A 17,003-nucleotide genomic window follows, 5' to 3' on the forward strand; every position below is an offset into this window, starting at 1 on the left:
ATGGGCGATTCAACTTCACTGGCATTAACTAACATACCGGTGGTTGATTTTTCTGGGTTTCTTCAGGGCAATTCAGCAATTCGTCAGCAGACTATTCAGACAATTTTTCAAGCCTGTCATCAAGTCGGTTTTCTGTATCTAAAAAATCACGGCATTCCTTTAAAGGCGATTGATCAAGCTTTTGATCAATCGCGTATTTTTTTTGATCTACCTTTAACAGCAAAACAGCAACTTGCCTGGTCTAGTGAATACACTAACCTTGGTTATATTGGGCTGGAACGTGAGTGTCTGGATGAAGCTAAACCTGGAGATCTAAAAGAGGCTTTCAATATTGGTTCAGAGAGTCTGACGGCAGCCACCGTTCATCCGTCAACTAATCTGTGGCCGACTGAGCAGCCTCTATTTCGCCAAACGATGAATGATTTCTTTGAACTGTGCTCCACAGCAACAGAGCAGATCTTTCGAGCATTTGCCTGTGCTCTTTCGATGCCTGCGGATTATCTGGTTCAACATCACCAAACCCAGAACTACACTCTTCGTCTTTTGCACTATCCTCCCTTGACAGCTGCTCCCAGAGCGGGCCAACTGCGAGCAGGTGCACATTCAGACTATGGCTCCTTAACTTTACTGTTTCAAGACAACGTAGGCGGACTCGAAGTGCAAACTGCTCAAGGAGACTGGATCGCAGCTCCCACAATTGCCAACACTGTGTTGATCAATACTGGTGACTTAATGCAGCAATGGAGCAACAATATCTTTCGCTCGACGAAACATCGGGTCAAATTACCCAATTCAGCACAGAGCAACCGCTACTCAATTGCTTTCTTTTGTCAGCCTGATGCGGATGCGGATATTGTTTGCTTGCCTACATGCCATAGTCAACAAAATCCACCGAAATATGCTCCGGTTAAATCAGGAGACTATCTCCTCAGTCGCTTACGAGCTACCTACTAAATTTGCTGGAGAAACTGTTTTGGAGTTACACCTTTAATCTGCTTAAAGACCCGCGTAAAGTGAGATTGATCGGCAAATCTGAGCTGGTGGGCGATCTCAGCAATGGTCAGGGAGTGCTGCCTGAGAGTAGTTTGCTTGAGTAGTGTGGTCGCTCGTTCTACCCGTCGTTGCATCAGATATCGATGGGGAGTGACCCCAAAAGCTTGTTTAAACAGTCGTGAAAAGTGGAACTTACTGAGCCCGGCGACCAAAGCCAGATCATTCAGACTCAAATTTTCGGTCAGATAGGCGTCAATATAATCAATTACCTGGCCTAGTCGCTGTCGCTCAATCGTCTGAGCAACTGAGAGATTCAATGGTGTATCAGCGCTGTAATGATTTACAAAATGTGCCGCCAGGGCCATTGAAAGGGCATCTGCATAGAGTTTACCATTGCGTCCACCGCTTTCTGCTTCTACTAACAACGACTGCAGCAACATTTGTAAATGTCGATCTTGCACCTTATGCTGTCGGCGAAATGTCCGACGTTCAAGTAGGGGATAGTCGGGTAATACTTCAACAACTTTCGCGGGATCTAGGGTCAGTAGAACAAACTGGTTGTAGGTATTGATTCGATGGGAAAAGGGTACGCCTGCCGGGTTCACCCAAAGCTCACCAGGGCCATAACAGTGGGTTTTGAATGTCCGGCCATCTTGCCATTCCCACTCAAAAGGCTGCCCCACATTCATAGCAAAGTAGTGCTGGGGCACAGTGACATCATCTGGGTTAAATGAATCGTTCTCGCCTTTTTCTATATAAATACCGTCCCAGTTGAGGTCTTTACTGGATACTAAAATTTTACCTGCATTGACGGTCGGCGCTGGCTGGAGGGTCTGGCTATTGACGAAATTAATCTGGCTCTGCATGGATGAGGCTCCCACATCACCGATATCAAATGACAACCTGTTTCCCTTATAACCTATTCCCTCTTTTTAATGGCTTTGTAGATAAATAATCCCCCAGCCCAACCTTCGCTGATGCCACTAGAGATAGCCCAGACTAGGGATTCGCTAGATTTAGCTGAGTAGGAACCCGTTATGGACAAAAAAGCTATCGTTATGGGGTTCCCAAATACCAAAATCGGCTGCTATAATATAAACGGTAAGTTTTCGGCAGAGAATTAATTTTGTTACAGTCTCAATCTCAGTGACAGGAATATCTCCGTTTAACTCGCTACATGTTTTTCAATTAAGGGGATTTCCTTATGTCTATCTATGTGGGCAATTTGTCCTATGATGTCGCTCGTGAAGACGTTGAAGCTGTCTTTAACGAGTATGGTCGTGTAAACCGTGTAAGTTTGCCGACGGATCGTGAAACTGGTCGTCCTCGGGGGTTTGCCTTCGTTGAGATGGCTGCAAAAGAAGAAGAGCAGAAAGCCATTGAAGCACTTGACGGTGCTGAGTGGATGGGTCGTGTGATGAGAGTCAACGAAGCGAAGCCTCGTACTGCATCTGCAGGTGGTGGCGGCGGCTATCGTCGTAACTCTTTCTAAGCCAACCTGGCTCAGTTAACAATTAAGCGTTTGTTGTTCAAGCGTTCTTAGTTTCACTAAGGCGAGTGGTTTTCTTAACCACTCGCTTTTCTATGCTACACAACTGGGATATCAGCCTGGTGCCACATGTATAAGGCTAGATACGACCTATAGGGACATCACCAGCCGCTGCCCCTATAGAGGCAACATCACAATAAAACAGGTTTTTCCTGGCACAGACTCGATCAGCAGACTCCCCTGATGCCGATTTTCAACAATGCGTCGGACCACATCTAGCCCCAGTCCCGATCCCTTACCCATGGGTTTAGTGGTAAAAAAGGGTTCCGTTAACCGATTTTTAATTTCCTCAGGAATTCCAGGACCATTGTCTTCTACTTCCACCCTCAGAGAATCATTTTTGGCACAGGTGCGAATAACAATCTTAGGTGCGTCTGTAGTAGAACTCTCATCTAAAGCATCAATGGCATTGTCGATTAGATTGGTCCATACTTGGTTAAGCTCACTGCCAAAGGCCATAATCTTGGGCAGTGTCTGATCGTAGCGACGCTCCACCGTAATGCCATGTTTGAGCTTAAAGGCAAACAACCGGAGGGTATCTTCAATGCCATCGTGAATATTCACCTGTTGTTGAGCCGCCCGATCCATATAAGAATAGGACTTCATTGACTGCACCAGGGTAGAGATGCGATCGGCTCCGTCCAAACCACTTTGGATCATCCCAATCACGTCAAAGGATAATGCCAGCCAGCGTAGTCCCATATCTCGCAGTTCGGTGGGATCATCGCGCCAACGTGCCATCAGTTCATCTAGCTTGGCAGGGTCTACCTTCCCAGCGGCTAGCGGTTCTACTAACTGCCAGGCATTGGCAACTCCATAGTCTTCTAACCAGTCTGTGAGGGCGTCTTCTCGATCTGCCTGGGCCAGTGGATCATTGTCAGGATGGGTAATCGCTTCAAATCCGCGATCGCGGATGTCCAACCACTCCTGAGTATGGTCATCATCCACCTGACGCTGACCGTACACCAGGTTCATCCGCTGCAGTTCCAGCATGGCAGGCTGCAGATCTTTGAGGGACCGCACTAGGGCGGCGGCGGGATTATTAAGTTCATGGGCCAAGCCCGCTGATAGCGTCCCCAGGGCGGCCATTTTTTCACGACTCTGGATAAATGACTCCAATCCTCGCATCCGTTTGCCCACAGTCCGAAAGATATCTCGCTCAAATTCGCGGCAGCTGTGGAGCACATCTAAAAAATCAAGGCACTGCAAACGGTAGAGATCCACATCGGTGTCTGCTTTCAGGGTCACAGGGACCAAGTCTTCGGTGAGTACTTGAATCTCCCCAAAAAACGACGGGCTTAGATGGCGACCAACGGGCATATTCACACCGTTGCTCTGGCGACTAACGGTAATTTGACCACTCAGCTGAATAAAAAAACCAAGCGGTCGCTCGCCTTCTTTCACCAAGACGTCACCGGCTTTGAGTTGCATGGGTTCGACGCGATCGCAAATCCAATCTAACCGCGCCCGAGGCAGTGACTGAAATGCCTCCATCTGCAATAACGACTCTGCACACAGCATGGGTTACTCTGCCTCACCGGTTAACGCCACATAGCTACCCAGGGCAACGAGTCCCGTCCCAGTCACATAGCGCTGCCCTGTTCTCAACCTGGGGCTCGTCTTTAACCACTGACCAATGGGACCCGCCAGGGTAATCACAACCAGATCAACACTAGTATTTAGAGCAACAGAAGTCGAGCCCAGCAACAAAAATTGTGCAAAAACAACCCCATCAGGATTAATAAACTGAGGAATAAACGCCAAAAAAAACAGTGCTGTCTTTGGATTCAAGACCTCAACCGTCACCCCCTGCCAAAACGCTCGCTTGTATCCCGTACGACAAATATTGGCACTTTCCCAATGGCCATCACGGCCCACAATTGTTTTAATACCAAGATAAATTAGATACGCTGCTCCCAGATATTTGACCAAATTAAAGGCCAACGCAGAGGCCGCCAACACAATCGAAATTCCTAAGGTTGCAGCAACGACGTGGAACATACCGCCCACTGAAGTTCCCATGGCCGAGGCAATCCCCTCACCTCGCCCCCCTTTGAGACTGCGGGTCATCACATAAAAAATGCCGGGGCCTGGGGTAATCGCCAAAATAATGGCAGCGCTAAGAAATAGGGAAAAAGTAGCAAAATCGGGCATGGGAGTGTCCGGGTGTAGAGGGTAAAGACAATGCTAGGTTTCTACATTAGGCATAGTCTAAAAACACTATGCCATTAGCTTGTGCCCAAATCATATCGTGACCCGGAGCAGGGTTTCCATCCAAAAGCCAGGGCCTACCCATCACCGCCTCTGATACCGTTTTGATAACGTTTTGCAACGCGCTTTTAGTGAGACATTAGATGCGGTTCAGATCGACGGACAGGGTTGCGCACCGATCGTTGAAATTGTTTTTGAGGAGAAATTCCATCGTCAGGTAATGCAGACATTACTTTTTTAACAGTAGTTTTAGGCAACCGACCATGGCGATCAACAATTATCTGGTTGAACCATTGTTCGAGTTTAATGGCAAAGTTCATTAACCAGGGCATTTTACGCCCTCTAGATAGCCAGCCTATCAGCGGGTATAAAAATGCTTGACGACGATGCTGTCCCAGCTGCTTATAGCGTTGTAAAAAATAGTGATCCATATCTAGATCCCACTTTTGTTGGAAGTATGTGAGACTTTCCACTTCCCAAGCATCACTCCAACGCAGCATCAAGTAGGCCAGGTCTGTTCGGCTAATGGAGGACTGTGGTACATGGGTCACTACAGCCGCTGGCTCACAAAACATTTTGCCTGCCGCCCGATTCACGCTCAGACAGAAGTCGACATCTTCTTGAGAACCTAGCAACTTTTCATCCAGGGGACCAATCTGGTCAAAGATATCTCGTTTTATTAGGGCGCAGCCTAATTCCACTAACTCACAGGAGCGTCTGTAGAGCTGATGTTTAATTGCCGCTGCCGAACGATTCACCAAAAAGCGTTTTTCATACAAACAACGACGGCTCTGATTGCCCTCAACATCCACAAAAATCCTGACTTCTCCGCCAGCTAAACGAATCCGATCGTGGAGCGGTTTACCCATACAGGTAAGGGGACTAACAACAGCGGCATCAGTCTGCTGGGCACACTGCCAGAGATGTTCTAGCCAGCCAGGAGAAACATGAATATCATTGTCGATAAAGACAACATAATCGGTAGTCACCTGGCTTAGTCCCAGGTTACGAGCTTGATTTGGTGAGAGAAAATGATCACTGCACAGCAGGGTGAACCTGCGCTTGGCAGCTGAGTTAATCAGATACTTACGAATATGTCTGGGAGACCCAGCATCAACATACACCAGCTCAAACGGTATATTAGTATGTTTATAAATACTGTCTAGGGACGGTTGGATACAGCTAAAGCCTTCTCGCGGAACCACGACAACAGTAATTGACGGCTGCGATGTAGGTGCGGTGCGCGGGAAGGGAAGTGTAACAGTCATGGGAACTATCCAAAAATGGCAGCGGGAACATTGGGATAGTAACGGCCAGAAGTGACCGTGGACCTGGGTCCAAATGCATTTCCCCTGATGATATAAAGAACCCGTCAGTAGAATGAGGGTTTAGTATTAGTTCAACACTTCAATAGCAACACTAGGTGATACTACTGACTAGTATGACAGAGACAGTTAAGAATTTAATGAAACCTAGGTGAGACCAGATTCATTAAAAATGAATCATGAGAAATCAAACCAAACTATCAATCTGAGTGGTCAGCAGTTTGGATTAGCTACGGGGGCGTGTCAGCATTCCATCCCTACCTAGAAGAAATCATAGGACAGTTCCAATCAACAAAAATCAGTATAAATCGGTATTTTTCTGAGAGCTACGCTGATAGGGATAAATCCTGCCTTTGGTCGTGCCTTTGATAGTAGTCCTGATACCAGTCAATAAACCTGGGTAGGCCCAATTCTAGAGGAGTAGTGGGTTGAAAGCCAACAGTCTGCTGCAAGGCCGTAACATCGGCACAGGTTTCTAGAACATCACCGGGCTGCAGCGGCAACATGTTCTTTTGGGCTGTGATCCCCAGATGCTTTTCAAGCACTTCAATAAAGCCCATGAGCTCCACCGGGCGACCATTGCCAATGTTGTAAATGCGATAGGGAGCGTGGCTATGGCTCGGATCGCTCGCTATGTTCTCGCTAGGTTGGGGAATATGGTTGAGAGTTTGCACCACTCCTGTAACAATATCGTCAATATAAGTAAAATCACGGCGCATGCGGCCATAGTTATATACATCAATGGTGCGGCCTTCAAGGATGGCTTTCGTAAACTTAAACGGTGCCATGTCGGGACGTCCCCAGGGACCGTAAACCGTAAAGAAGCGCAAACCAGTGGTCGGTAGACCGTAGAGATGGCTGTAGGTGTGGGCCATGAGTTCATTGGCCTTTTTGGTCGCTGCATACAGGCTAAGGGGATGGTCTACATTGTGGCTAACAGCGTAGGGTAAATGACGGTTGGCACCATAGACTGAGCTGGAGGAGGCAAATACTAAATGTTGGATCTGATGCTGACGACAGCCTTCGAGAATGTTGACAAAGCCAACAAGATTACTGTCAGCATAGACATGGGGATTTTCCAGGGAGTAGCGGACACCGGCCTGGGCTGCCAGATGGATCACCTGCTCTGGGGTGTTGTTGGTAAATAGGCGCTGGAGGCCATCGCGGTCAGCAATGTCGAGTTGGTAAAAGTGAAATTCGGTATAGGGGTTCAGCTGAGCCAGTCGGGCTTGTTTGAGACGAACGTCGTAGTAGGTGTTGAGATTGTCAACACCGATGACGGTATGGCCCTGGTTCAGTAAGCTATGGGCAACATGATAGCCAATAAACCCAGCGGCACCAGTTACAAGAATTGTGGTCATGGGGAGAGTTTCCTTCAGGGTACTAGACTAGAGAAAAATGGTTAGGTAGCGGTTAATCGCATTTAACAGTTAATCGTCAGATATTGATGGCCTGGACGACGGGGCGATGGTTATTGGGATAGTGGATCACGCTAAGATGACCGGGCTTTAAGGAGATTTTTGTGCTTTCGTAGGGGCGACCGCCCAGGGTTTGGATCAGCAGGGTTTGAATGGCCGTAGTGGGCGCGATCGCAACTCCAGTCATTAAACCCTGCTCAGTGTCCAGCGATGCCACCAGAGTCTGTTGCCAGTCTGGCAAGAAATCAGCATTTTCAGCACCAAACCGAGTCGCCTGGGGATGTTGCTGCAACAGAGGAGACAGCCATTTTTGCCCAGCCGCTGCCGCCAGACCGAAATTTAAATCAATCGAGGACAGACGATGGGCCAATTGTTTACAGTCAGTCGAGGTAAGACTTTCCTCAGGCAGCAACAACAGTCGTAGCCCCTGTTTGCCAGCCTTAAGCTTAGGTAAGATTTCCCGAATTGCAGTCGTCTGATTCAGCTGAACTAACTGTACTCCGTAGCCTGAAAATTCCAAAACGCTAACGCCACAGTTAGACTGTTGCAAGCTGTGATGATGTTTTGGAGAGAACCCTAACGCGGTACTAATCAATGCATGGTTGGTGCCACCATGGCTAATGATCAGTACTGTTTTGCCAGCGTAGTGGGGTAGCTGTTGTGCCCAAAATTTCTGAGCTCGCTGATAAAGATCATTAACGGGGAAATGCTCGCCATCTGTTGTTTGCAACTTAAACTTGTGGGGGCGTTGTTGCCAGCAGGCATAGCTGTCTTGCTGCTGCTGACGCACATACTCATAGGTCAGCCCCTCCCACACAGACAGGTCGATTTCTCGCAGTTCCTGACTCACGGTAATCGGCTTTAGCCGTCGATCGGTCATGGCCTTGAGAATCTCCTGGGTGGTTTGCTTTGCCCGCAATAAAGGACTGGTATACACCGCATCAATCGCTGTTTTACTGAGATAGTCTCCCACCTGCTGAGCGGTCTCCAGTCCCTTGGCGGTGAGGATAGCCTCGTCCGAACTGCCCTGGTAGCGTCCCTGATCATTAAAGGAACTGCGCCCGTGGCGGACCAAAATAATGCGACTAGGTAATCGATCACGCATAGCTGGTTTCAGCTGAATAACTACCGGACTGGGTGCGATACATCTGGGCATAGCGGCCCTCCAAAGCCATCAGCTGGGCATGGGTACCCCGTTCTAGAATGCAGCCCTGTTCAATATAGAGAATCTGATCGGCGTGTTGAACGGTGCTGAGATTATGGGAAATCCAAAAGCTGGTTTTGTTGGTGGTGAGGCGATTCAGGGCTTCACTCACCAGCGCTTCGCTAGTGCTATCAAGACCGCTAGTGGGCTCATCTAGAATAATGATAGGGGCTTGGCGAATGGCAGCTCTAGCGATCGCAATCCGCTGGCGCTGCCCGCCGGACAGGGTAGCACCGCGTTCTCCCAGAATTGTGTCATATCCTTGGGGTAGCTCCAGAATAAAGTCGTGGGCGTTAGCCAAACGAGCCGCCGCTTTAATCTCGGCATCACTGACTGTTATGTTGTTAGCCCCCAGGGCACCATAGGCAATGTTGTCGCGCACACTGGCAGCAAACAGCACACTGTCTTGTAATACAATGCTGATTTGCTGACGTAGAGAAGTTAAGGTATATTCCCGTAGGTCATGGCCGTCAATGTGGACGCCCCCTTCGATGGGGTCATAAAACCGCAATAACAAACTAATCAGGGTGGATTTACCACCGCCAGAGGGGCCGACAATGGCCACCTGCTGTCCGGGCTTAGCAGCAAAGGTGAGATTCCGTAAAATCCCCTGTTCTGGGTCATAGGCAAAGGTAACATTGTTGCAGCGGACGTCACCACGAAATGCTGGGGCAGGTTTGGCCCCCTTCAGGTCACGTACCTCCGGTTCAGTCTCAAGCAGGGCAATCACCCGTTCACCGGAAGCAACGGCTTTGGCAATTTGCCCGGTATATTTGGCCAGCTGACGGATGGGTTTAAAGGCCACCTTCAAATAGGTGATAAATACCAGCAGGTCTCCTGGGGTTGCATTGCCAGCCAGGACCAACTGGACACCGCGCCATAGCACCAGGGCTTGCACAATCGCCACCAGCGTTTCGACTAGACGCTCCTGACCGGCCCGCAGCCGCTGGGTTTCAGCACTTTCTTTGAGGCTTTTACGATTGTTTTTGGCAAAGGTCTGTCCGAGAAAGTCTTGCAAGGATAGAGCCTGAACAACTTTGATCGCGCCAATCGCTTCCGCCGCCGAAGCCGCCATAGCTCCTTCTCGTTTACGCTGGGTGCGGGCCACCTTGTGGATTTTCTTTGACATGGTGGTGGTGGTCAAGATAAACAGGGGGAGGATTGCGATCGCAATCAGCGCCAATTCCCAGTTCAACCAAAACATCACACCCACCATACCGATGAGAGTTAAAAAGTGAGTGACCAGTGGTAGGGCTGCCACTACAGTCACTTCCCGCAGTCGTTCAATATCATAGGTGACGCGGGTAATCAGGTCACCGCTTTTGGCCCGGCTATGGAACGATAGCGATAGCGCCTGGATATGGCTATAGAGCTGCCCGCGAATATCAGTCATCACGTGGGTGGCAGCAACAGCCATGCCGACGGTACTAAAGTAGGCAGCTGCTCCCCGTGCAGCGGAAATGGCAATGAGAGCCGCGGCTAAGCCAGTCAATACAACGATGGGTGAGACCCCTGCTAGCGCTTCAATGTTGTGACCATGAACGTTAAAACCGCTGGGGAGGATCACCCGGTCAAAAATAATTTTTAGGGGCCAGGGCTCCAACAGCCTTAGGGCTGTTTCGGCCAGTAGGGCAAAGAATGCACCGATCAGCAAATGAGATTGTTTGCGGATGTGGGGCCAAAAGCGCTGGGCAATACGTTGTAAGCCAGGGAGGGATGACCTCAGGTTTTTGGGCTTTGCCATAGGTGGGTTAGGATAACTCTTCTCGTCTGTAATGAAAGGATTGTATGTTTGGATAATGGAAGATGCTAACCAAAATAGTCAGTTCAGAAGGTGCACATATCTCATGTTGAACTTCAAGATCTTTGCCTTATCTCCTCAATCTCTCCTAACCAAGGGAAAACGGCAGTCCTCCTCCTTTAGTTAGGGCTACCGTGTACACACATCTAAGAGATCTACTGGAAATCAGCTCTATGCTCTGCATTAGCCCTCATCCTAAATCCTTCTCCCCTGAGGGAGAAGGACTTTGAGACTAGCTCTCCTTCTCCCTCAGGGGAGAAGGGGTTGGGGGATGTAGAGCTTTGCTCTTCTCGCAGAGTGGGCTTGACATCTTGAGTTATTCTTCGACTTGTGTGTACACCGTAGCTTAATCAGGGGGAGCGAGAGGGGGTAAGGCAGGCGTTACTCGGGTGTACCCAATCGGTTCAGAAGAGATCTCGCACCTATCCGAGTACCTTACTCATCAACGGTTTGCCCTGCACCTGTGCATCCTGGCCATACAATCGCTGGTAGCGTTGAGTAATCAAGCGATTTAACTGCCGCTCTAGTTGAATAAATATCTTTTCCAACCAGGGAATAGGCTGACCAAAGGTGAGCTTGCGAACCAATGGGCGCAAAAATGCATAGTGACGACGGTGGCCCAGACGGTTATAGCGCTTCTTAAAGTATTTATCCTTGTCCAAATTCCACTTTTTGCGAAATTGTTTCAGACTCTTCACCTCCCATTCATCGCTCCAGCGCAGCATAAAGAAGGCTAAATCCGACCAGCGATAGAGAATATCCGGCACATAAGTGACAACGGAGTCGGGTTCACAGTAAATTCTGCCACCGGCCTGGGTTACTGTGAGACAAAAATCAATGTGCTCTCGGGTACTGAGTAATTTCTCATCCAATGTGCCAATCTGGTCAAAAATAGAGCGCTTGATCAACATGCAGTGAAACTCAGCAAATTCACAGGCTCGACGCTGCAGCTGATCTTGAACGTCGGCCACTGCCCGATTTACAAAGTAATGCTTTTCATGGACACGACGACGGGTTGTGTTACCCTTCAGTTCGGTAAAGATTCTGGCTTCACCGCCGGCTAAATGTACCTTTTGGTGCAAAGGCTGACCAATGCAGGTCAGGGGGCAAATAACGGTTGCATCAGTTTCTTGGGCACACTGCCACAGATGCTCTAGCCACCCGTGGGAAACATGGACATCATTGTCGATAAATAAGACATAGTCAGTGGTAACCTGACTTAATCCTAGATTACGGGCCTGGTTAGGGGCCAGAAAATGCTCAGTCCGTAGTAGGTTAAAGCCCTTCTCAGCAGCGGCCTGATTTAAATAGGACTGTACCGGCTGAGGAGAGCCTCCATCCACATACACGAGTTTAAAGGGCAGTGTGGTGTATTGGTAAATACTCTCTAAGGAGGGTTGAGTGTAGCTAAATCGCTCTCGGGGGACCACCACAATAGTGATGTCTGGAAATGTTGTTGACTGTGGTGATGTGGATGCAGCACTCATTATAGAAGTCATAGTAAATCTCCTAAAGTTAAGATGCGAGGACAGACAGGGAACGAGTCAGCACCTGGTTATAGACTCTGGCCCAATTTCTCTGCTCGATACTGGGAGAGAGATGGTGTTGCACAGTGGACAAAGCGGCTTGACCCAGACGCTGACGAAGTTCTGGGGATTGTGCCAGGGTAAGAATGGCGGCCTTTAGTGCAGCGGTAGACCCTGGAGGAACGACTAAGCCATTGTAGTTATGTGCCAAAATCTCGCCGATGGCGTCAACCCTGGTGCCAATAATGGGTCGGCTGGCCAACATGGCTTCGAGGAGAGCATTGGGACAACCGTCATGGAGGGAAGGAATGGTGTAAATGTCCATATAGTGCAGGTAGGCCATGCCCTCAGTGCGGGGAACCATACCGGTGAGGACGATATGATCTGCCATGGCGAGATCGCGAATAGCAGCTTCCCAGTAGGGGCGTTCGCGTTCAGCAAAATCGCCCACTAGCAACAGAGTTAGCGGGATCGTCTGTTTAAGTTCAGCGCAGGCGGCCAACAGATATTCCAGCCCTTTTTTGTCACGGAATCGACCAACGGAGCCAATCACTAGACCTTTAAGTTGATCAGCCAAAGGCGGTGTTGGCAAGTCTGAGAAATCCACCGGCTGAATTGAATTCCAGAAGGCGCTAGATTTCTCTTTGAGGGCAGGCACCAGCACCTGACCTCGACGTTGTAAGTCGCCACTGACAAAGGTGACCCAGTCTGAGCTTTCTAAAATCCAACCGATCTGGCCATGTTGTTTAGGGCTAAATACGTGTTTATGCAAGTCGCTACCACGGACACTGTTGATCACAGGAATGCTTTCTTCTTTGGCGAGCAGAGTGGTAATAAAACCCGTTTCGTTAATAAAGAATGCATGGAACAGATCAAACTGGTGCTGACGGTGTAGCTGTTTGAGTTGAAAGTAAATCTCGCTGCGATAGTCTTGCAAAATTGGGGCGTTGGAGCGACTGGCCGGAGTCAGACGGTGAACCTGAATGCCGTTTTGATCCGTAGTGCTGCAGTCGGAGCGATAATAACCTTCTGCTTTACGCTGTTTGGAATGAAAAACAGCGACATGCACTTCATAGCCGATATCTTTTAGCAAATTGGCAATCCGGGCTACGGACTCACCGACGCCACCAACGTCAGGGGGAAATTCGAGGGTGGTAATACAGACTTTGGAATGTGTCATGGGGTTGAAAAGAAAGAGGAAAGAATTGTCAGAATTTTGTGGTTGAGCTGAATTAAGCCAAAACTGTTTGGTATACAAGGGATTTAACCCATGCAGCGGTAGCTTCAACACCGCGCAGATTGAACTGCATCTGCTGGGGAGTACGGGTCAAGGCATCAATGATGTTGTTAGCTAAAGTGGTAGGTTGGAGTTCGGTGGGATCAATTACGGTGATGATGCCGAAGTCTGCTAACCGATTAGAGCGGAGCCGCTGTTCCTGGTCGTCATTACCGGTAAAGGGTAGCTGCATGGCCCGTACCCCTGTTTGCAACACATTGAGTGTCGTGTTGTAACCTGCCATGCTAATGGATAAATCAGCCTTGGCCATGTAGCTCAATAGGTCGGGTGTGTAGCGCTGTACTGTGAGATTTGAGCGATGGCTAGCCATCAGCTGTAAACTCTCATACACCCGATCGGGAGCAAACGGTCCCGTAAACATCTGAATTTGGTGGGGCAGAATCCCTTCTAAAAGCTCGCTGGCTTCGGCAACACAGTCGAGTAGTTCATGGCCAAAGCGCCCGCCGCCAACACTGACTAAGATCATCGGTGGATCGGTTTCGGCTTTAGGAGCAAATCTGCGGTGGACATCGGGGACGACGTAGCCAGTGTAGTGTACGTCACCAGTGAGATCGTTTACCCGAGAAAAACTATTTTCCAGTGGTAGAAACTGGGGATCGCCGTGGATTAAGAGCTGGTCAAAATAGCGATTCATCAGTTTACAAACTTTGGCTTCGTGCCGGGTCTGGTCTTGCTTGGTGACCACAATGTCACGTAGGCTGCAGGTGACTTTGGCTCCATACTGCTTGGCTCGCTCCAGTAGGGGAATCAGTTCTGTGGAAAACCGGCGACGACCAAAGGGGAATAGCTCAACCATGACGACGGCGGGACGGATGCGATCGCAAATTTCCAACAGTCGATCCCGCCGATATGCCAGCGTGGCTTCCACATCGGCAAATCCGTCAGGCACCTGTAGCTCCCGAAAATCGGCATCGGTTTTAATGGCAGGTAAATTAATCACTTCAATCCCCTCAGGGATAGGAAAGTCCTGAATCACTTCCCCACCATTAACAAAGTAGACCTTAAAATCTTGTGTAAGACCACGGGCGATAGCCATACTGCGGATCAGATGACCAATACCAAGGATGTGCTGACAGTAAAACAGTAATGTCTTCATAGGATAGTCTCTCGAAGATGAATAGGATGTCATGGGATGATTGGGAGGCTGCACCTAAAACGCTGCCATTTTTAGCAAATCGCTGAGCATACTGGCCTGGGTTTGGGGACTCATGGGTGATTTAACAGCCTGCAGCAGCCAGTCTTTGACCGCGCCCACATTACGAGTCAGGCCAAATTTCTCTAACACGGTGCAACGTCCGGCTTTGCCTAAGGTTGTTCTTAGCTCTGGTTGCCGTAGCAGAGGTTCCAGTGTCTGGGCCAGCGCCAGGGCATCCTTCTCAGGCACAAGCATACCGTTATGGTTCGACTGCACCAGTTCGGCAATACCAGAGATCTGGGTAGATACCACGGGCACTTCCATGGCCATGGCCTCCAGCAACACATTGGGAATACCGTCACGGTCACCATCATCAGTGACTAAACAGGGCAAGACAAAGAGATCGGCCTGTTGGTAATACTCAATCAGCTGATCTTGGGTCAGCTTACCCACCAGGGTAATTTGATCATTGAGGCCCAACTCACTAATCTGTTGTCCCAGGGCATCCTCTAGAGGACCATAACCAACAATTGCACAGCGAAAGGGTAGATCCATCTGTTTGAGTAGATAACAAGCCTGCAACAGATAGGGAAATCCCTTTTTCTCACAGAAACGCCCGACGCTAAGAATTAGAGGAATCTCTGATTGTTGAGTTCTAGGGGCAGGGCTAAAGCGACTAATATCTAACCCGTGATACGCTAGATAGATAGGCGTGCTAGCGGTGGAAATCTCTTCAAGATAGCGGCGATTAAAGTCTGTACAGGTCAGGATGAATTCTGCCTTAGTCATGCGGCGGTCTAAAGCGGCACGATCGCTTAGATAAATATCCTTGGCATGGGCAGTAATGCTATAGGGTATACCAGTCAACATGTGGGCAATTTCAGCAGTGGCAGTGGGCACATTGGCAAAATGGACATGGAGATGATTAATACCAAGCTTTTGCAACTGCCAGGCTAGATAACATCCTTGTAAAAACTCGTGGAGTCGTCGTTCCTCGTGGCGGCTCAAGTAGAATTGCAGAGTCTTCAGATAGGTGCTACTGTCTCGATGGAACAGATCCAGTTGGGCATCAATTAGTTGTTTTTCCTGGACTGGGTTAAACTCCGGCAGCAGCGAGGGAAGATAGGTAACTGGGGCTTTTACCTGGGCTACGCCAGGATGGGTCGGCTGTTCCGGCGGACGTCTTAAGGAAAACAGGTGTAAATTAAGCCCCTGTCTTTCCAGTTCTAAAATCTCATTAAGAATAAAAGTCTCTGACAGCTTGGGATAGGTTTTTAACAAGAAGCCAATTAGAGGGCGCATGGTAGTTCCGCTAAATCACGATTAGATGTGTAGCCAGCATTGGGCATAAAGTCATGCATGAGCTGGGCGATGCGAGGTAAGCCATCAAGACGAAAACTGTTGATGGCAGGAGGCTTGGTAGTCAGCGCCTGATCTAAAGCTTGGAATAACTGTTGAGGGGTGAGTTGTTGGGGATGGATGGTGTAAAGCAGCCCCTGATCGGCAAAGCGTTTGGCTCGTATCCACTGTTCTTTGACTGGTTGAGTCCGGGGCACAACCACAGCGGGTTTACGCAAGGAGAGAATCTCACAGGTGGTGTTATAGCCGGCCATGGCAACAACAGCATCGGCGGCATTGAGGTAGCTGATCAAGTCATCGCTAAATTCTAGAAGTTGAATGTTAGGATAGGCAACTGCTTGGGTTTGGAGCTGTTGCCGCTGGTCAGCAGGCATCTCTGGCCCTGAGATAATGACTGTTTTGGGGACGGGCTGCGCCGCTAAAGTGCGCTGGCGGATACTCTCTAGATAGGTCTGGATCAGTTGATAACCATCACCGCCACCGCCGGGGGTGACCACCACCAGGGATTCATCCGGATGTATCCCTAACTGTTGCCGTAGTACATTCCGGGGGGTGCGACCACTGTTGCGACTCAGGTAGCCACAGAATCTGACTTTTCGCCGCAACGGCAGTGAAAAATTATACTCATCCGGCAGGTTAAAAATCTCGGGGGTCCCCACCACCCACACCTGGTCATAATGTTTTTGGGTAATGTGGTAGTAGTTGTTTTTCTGCCACTGTTGAATAGTAGCGGTGGGGGTATCGAGAATATCTCTAAGTAACAGAACTCGTTTGGTATTGGGGCCATACAGACTCAGATAGGCCAGGGTTTCTTTGAGTTCATTACGGAGACCTTGGGGTTTTTTGTCCACCAGCAACACATCTGGCTGGAAGTGGACGGCGGCGGTGAGAATGAGATGAGATCGCAACCGCACCAAGGTATCTGGCATTTTCTTCAGGTATTTCGCCTCCAGCTGCCCTTTAGCATCGCGCCCCAGACAGGGTAGCTTTATGTAGTCCAACCCCTCAGGCAGTCTGAGGGTATGCAGGGCAGGGGAACCTGAAACCACCAGTATGGAAACATCAGGCAGTGTGCGAAGTAAATACTCACAGATGGTCAGCATGCGTCTAATGTTGCCCAGACCAAAGGCGTCGTGGGAATAGACCATTAATTTCATGTCAGGATCTCCTTAGGATTTCCACATC

At 49.3% G+C, this 17,003-nt stretch carries 14 protein-coding genes; 2 read left to right on the forward strand and 12 right to left on the reverse strand.

Features of this window, described 5'->3' with window-relative positions:
* A complete protein-coding gene (locus tag N836_RS63230) occupies nt 1-954 on the forward strand; it encodes an isopenicillin N synthase family dioxygenase (protein ID WP_023075160.1) in 954 nt (317 codons plus the stop codon).
* Here the strand turns inward: N836_RS63230 and N836_RS0139055 are convergent.
* Nucleotides 951-1,895, reverse strand: a complete 945-nt coding sequence (locus N836_RS0139055; RefSeq protein ID WP_152532242.1) for a helix-turn-helix transcriptional regulator — start codon at nt 1,893-1,895, stop codon at nt 951-953. The genes N836_RS63230 and N836_RS0139055 overlap by 4 nt on opposite strands.
* A 302-nt stretch (nt 1,896-2,197) precedes the next feature.
* Here N836_RS0139055 and N836_RS63235 point away from each other — a divergent pair, with 302 nt between their 5' ends.
* On the forward strand, nt 2,198-2,485 hold the full coding sequence (locus N836_RS63235; protein WP_023075162.1) for an RNA recognition motif domain-containing protein: 288 nt from the start codon (nt 2,198-2,200) through the stop codon (nt 2,483-2,485).
* Between the two features lie 174 nt (nt 2,486-2,659).
* Here the strand turns inward: N836_RS63235 and N836_RS63240 are convergent, their stop codons facing one another.
* From N836_RS63240 to N836_RS63290, 11 genes are all read right to left on the reverse strand, one after another.
* Nucleotides 2,660-4,063, reverse strand: a complete 1,404-nt coding sequence (locus tag N836_RS63240; protein ID WP_023075163.1) for an ATP-binding protein — start codon at nt 4,061-4,063, stop codon at nt 2,660-2,662.
* 3 nt (nt 4,064-4,066) lie between these two features.
* Nucleotides 4,067-4,696 carry a LysE family translocator gene (locus tag N836_RS63245; RefSeq protein WP_023075164.1) on the reverse strand — a complete coding sequence of 210 codons (630 nt, stop codon included), beginning with the start codon at nt 4,694-4,696 and terminating at the stop codon, nt 4,067-4,069.
* Nucleotides 4,697-4,881: 185 nt separating this feature from the next.
* Nucleotides 4,882-6,021, reverse strand: a complete 1,140-nt coding sequence (locus tag N836_RS63250) for a glycosyltransferase family 2 protein (protein WP_031293752.1) — start codon at nt 6,019-6,021, stop codon at nt 4,882-4,884.
* A gap of 383 nt (nt 6,022-6,404) precedes the next feature.
* The gene (locus N836_RS63255; protein ID WP_023075167.1) at nt 6,405-7,439 is read right to left on the reverse strand and encodes an NAD-dependent epimerase; all 1,035 of its coding nucleotides are present in this window, start codon (nt 7,437-7,439) and stop codon (nt 6,405-6,407) included.
* Between the two features lie 76 nt (nt 7,440-7,515).
* Nucleotides 7,516-8,601, reverse strand: a complete 1,086-nt coding sequence (locus tag N836_RS63260) for a histidine phosphatase family protein (RefSeq protein ID WP_023075168.1) — start codon at nt 8,599-8,601, stop codon at nt 7,516-7,518.
* Nucleotides 8,594-10,444, reverse strand: a complete 1,851-nt coding sequence (locus N836_RS63265) for an ABC transporter ATP-binding protein (protein ID WP_023075169.1) — start codon at nt 10,442-10,444, stop codon at nt 8,594-8,596. The genes N836_RS63260 and N836_RS63265 overlap by 8 nt, the downstream gene beginning before the upstream one ends.
* Nucleotides 10,445-10,923: 479 nt before the next feature.
* Nucleotides 10,924-12,000: a glycosyltransferase family 2 protein gene (locus tag N836_RS63270; protein ID WP_031293754.1), complete on the reverse strand. Its 1,077-nt coding sequence runs from the start codon at nt 11,998-12,000 to the stop codon at nt 10,924-10,926.
* A 16-nt stretch (nt 12,001-12,016) separates the two neighbouring features.
* Nucleotides 12,017-13,207, reverse strand: a complete 1,191-nt coding sequence (locus N836_RS63275) for a glycosyltransferase (RefSeq protein ID WP_023075171.1) — start codon at nt 13,205-13,207, stop codon at nt 12,017-12,019.
* Nucleotides 13,208-13,259: 52 nt separating this feature from the next.
* Nucleotides 13,260-14,420, reverse strand: a complete 1,161-nt coding sequence (locus tag N836_RS63280) for a glycosyltransferase family protein (protein ID WP_031293755.1) — start codon at nt 14,418-14,420, stop codon at nt 13,260-13,262.
* 54 nt (nt 14,421-14,474) lie between these two features.
* Nucleotides 14,475-15,761, reverse strand: coding sequence for a glycosyltransferase (locus tag N836_RS63285; RefSeq protein ID WP_023075173.1), 1,287 nt, complete (start codon nt 15,759-15,761; stop codon nt 14,475-14,477).
* Entirely contained in the window at nt 15,749-16,975 is a 1,227-nt protein-coding gene (locus tag N836_RS63290) for a glycosyltransferase family protein (RefSeq protein WP_023075174.1), read from the reverse strand. Before N836_RS63290 ends, N836_RS63285 begins: the two co-directional genes overlap by 13 nt.
* Nucleotides 16,976-17,003: the final 28 nt, after the last annotated feature.

Source organism: Leptolyngbya sp. Heron Island J (assembly GCF_000482245.1).
Lineage (GTDB): Bacteria > Cyanobacteriota > Cyanobacteriia > Phormidesmidales > Phormidesmidaceae > Leptothoe.

Bases quoted from the DNA above. Each gene is read 5' to 3' on its own strand.
- N836_RS63290 (WP_023075174.1), bottom strand. From the start codon at position 16,975: ATGAAATTAATGGTCTATTCCCACGACGCCTTTGGTCTGGGCAACATT.
- N836_RS63280 (WP_031293755.1), bottom strand. From the start codon at position 14,420: ATGAAGACATTACTGTTTTACTGTCAGCACATCCTTGGTATTGGTCAT.
- N836_RS63250 (WP_031293752.1), bottom strand. From the start codon at position 6,021: ATGACTGTTACACTTCCCTTCCCGCGCACCGCACCTACATCGCAGCCG.
- N836_RS63260 (WP_023075168.1), bottom strand. From the start codon at position 8,601: ATGCGTGATCGATTACCTAGTCGCATTATTTTGGTCCGCCACGGGCGC.
- N836_RS63270 (WP_031293754.1), bottom strand. From the start codon at position 12,000: ATGACTTCTATAATGAGTGCTGCATCCACATCACCACAGTCAACAACA.
- N836_RS63285 (WP_023075173.1), bottom strand. From the start codon at position 15,761: ATGCGCCCTCTAATTGGCTTCTTGTTAAAAACCTATCCCAAGCTGTCA.
- N836_RS63275 (WP_023075171.1), bottom strand. From the start codon at position 13,207: ATGACACATTCCAAAGTCTGTATTACCACCCTCGAATTTCCCCCTGAC.
- N836_RS63245 (WP_023075164.1), bottom strand. From the start codon at position 4,696: ATGCCCGATTTTGCTACTTTTTCCCTATTTCTTAGCGCTGCCATTATT.
- N836_RS63230 (WP_023075160.1), top strand. From the start codon at position 1: ATGGGCGATTCAACTTCACTGGCATTAACTAACATACCGGTGGTTGAT.
- N836_RS63265 (WP_023075169.1), bottom strand. From the start codon at position 10,444: ATGGCAAAGCCCAAAAACCTGAGGTCATCCCTCCCTGGCTTACAACGT.
- N836_RS63255 (WP_023075167.1), bottom strand. From the start codon at position 7,439: ATGACCACAATTCTTGTAACTGGTGCCGCTGGGTTTATTGGCTATCAT.
- N836_RS63235 (WP_023075162.1), top strand. From the start codon at position 2,198: ATGTCTATCTATGTGGGCAATTTGTCCTATGATGTCGCTCGTGAAGAC.
- N836_RS63240 (WP_023075163.1), bottom strand. From the start codon at position 4,063: ATGCTGTGTGCAGAGTCGTTATTGCAGATGGAGGCATTTCAGTCACTG.